This is a genomic window from Sphingomonas sp. CCH9-F2, assembly GCF_001556735.1.
In the GTDB taxonomy this organism is placed as follows: Bacteria; Pseudomonadota; Alphaproteobacteria; order Sphingomonadales; family Sphingomonadaceae; genus Sphingomonas; species Sphingomonas ginsenosidimutans.
Genome location: NZ_LSJO01000443.1, coordinates 1 through 1,691 on the forward strand (window position 1 = coordinate 1; position 1,691 = coordinate 1,691).

Genomic DNA, 1,691 nt, shown 5'->3' on the forward strand with positions numbered 1-1,691 from the left:
GGGTTGTAGCGCGGCCCCGTCACCGCCGCGACGACGTGCCCGGCGGCCATCTGCGCGGTCAGGATCGCGCGGGTGCGGAACGTATAGCCGCTCTGCAACGGCAGACCGTGGTCGAGGACGTGGAGGATGCGCATCGCCGTCGCTGATGCACGCACGCCACTTAACGCCACGTCAACTCGCCCCGCCCTAAGCCCGCCGCCGATGATCGACACCTTCTCGCTCCTGCTGTGCCATGGCCTGATGCTGCTGGCGACGTGGCGGCTGCTGCGTACCCCGGCGCTCGATCATGAAGCGTCGGCGGCGCCGGACGGCGACACTCCGGCCCGTCGCGGGCGCCGCGGACGTGCGTGACCTATTCTTCATCGGCTTCCTGCTGGCGCTGTGGGGCGCGGGGATGCGGCGGCCGTTCCTGTTCATCGGATCGTATGTCTATATCGACATCGTCTCGCCGCAACGGCTGACCTATTACCTGCTCAACAGCGTGCCGATCTCGCTGATCGCGGTGTTGCTGGCGGTCGGCGGCTGGGCGCTGGCCGATGACAAGCGCGATGCGCGCTTCAGCATGCGCCAGGCGATGATCCTGATGCTGCTCTCCTATTGCTGGTGCACGACGCAAACCGCCGATTTCCCGATGCAGGCGGCGGACAAATGGGAATGGGTGTGGAAGAACCTGGCGTTTGCCGCCTTCCTGCCGCTGACGCTGCGCACGCGGGTGCGGATCGAGGCGCTTTTGCTGTTCATCACGCTGTCGACCGCGACGATCGTCATCGTCGGCGGGATCAAGACGCTGGCTACCGGCGGGGGCGGCTATGGCGAGCTGAACCTGATGGTTTCGAACAACACCGGCCTGTACGAAAGCAGCATCATCTCGGCGGTGGCGGTGGCGCTGGTGCCGATCATCCTGTGGCTGGCGCGCGACGGCACGATCTTCCCGCCCGACTGGCGCGTGCGCACCTTCGCCTATGCGCTGTGCTTCGCGTGCCTGCTGATGCCGGTGGGCACGTCGGCGCGCACGGGACTGCTGTGCATCGTGCTGCTGGCGGTGCTGTCGCTGCGCACGGTCAAGCGGCGGATGGTCTATCTGGCGGCGCTGGCGCTGGCCGGCGCGGTGACGGTGCCGCTGCTGCCGTCGTCGTTCAGCCAGCGGATGGGCACGATCAAGACCTATCAGGCGGACGAAAGCGCCTCCACCCGGCTGGCGGTGTGGAAATGGACGTGGGACTTCGCAAAGACGCATCCGTTCGGCGGCGGCTTCGACGCCTATATCCAGAACCGTATCCGCTACGACACCGTCGCGGTGGAGGGCAGCGGCGCGGCCACCACCGTCAAGCGCGACATGACCGTCGACAAGAGCCGCGCCTACCACTCCAGCTATTTCGAGATGCTGGGCGAACAGGGCTATCCCGGCCTTGCACTGTGGCTGGCGCTGCAGATCGCCGGGCTGTGGCGGATGGAGGTGCTGCGCCGCCGCCACCGTGCCGATGATGACGAGCTGGCCTGGGCCGGGCGGCTGGCGGGGGCGTTGCAGCACGCGCACCTCATCTACCTGCTGGGCGGGGCGTTCGTCGGGATCGCGTTCAATTCCTTCCTGTACCTGATGATGGGGGCGCAGATCGGCGTGGATACCTATGCGACGCGCCGCCGGCGCGAGATGATGGCAACCGGCCGGGTCCGGCGCGCGCGCGCCGCGC

Annotated in this window: 2 protein-coding genes and 1 pseudogene; 2 read left to right on the top strand and 1 reads right to left on the bottom strand. The window is 67.7% G+C overall.

Features of this window, described 5'->3' with window-relative positions; translation table 11 throughout:
- Positions 1–134, bottom strand: a pseudogene (locus AX685_RS21665) (glycosyltransferase WbuB); the annotation flags it as partial.
- A gap of 67 nt (positions 135–201) precedes the next feature.
- On the opposite strand from AX685_RS21665, the gene AX685_RS22620 reads away from it, so the two are divergent.
- Both AX685_RS22620 and AX685_RS12320 read left to right on the top strand, forming a co-directional pair.
- Positions 202–351 carry a hypothetical protein gene (locus AX685_RS22620; RefSeq protein WP_176484765.1) on the top strand — a complete coding sequence of 50 codons (150 nt, stop codon included), beginning with the start codon at positions 202–204 and terminating at the stop codon, positions 349–351.
- A partial coding sequence (locus AX685_RS12320) for a putative O-glycosylation ligase, exosortase A system-associated (RefSeq protein WP_066489113.1) occupies positions 344–1,691 on the top strand: 1,348 nt, incomplete at its 3' end. The genes AX685_RS22620 and AX685_RS12320, both read left to right, overlap by 8 nt.

Coding starts and splice junctions, on each gene's coding strand:
- AX685_RS22620 (WP_176484765.1), top strand. CDS start 202: ATGATCGACACCTTCTCGCTCCTGCTGTGCCATGGCCTGATGCTGCTG.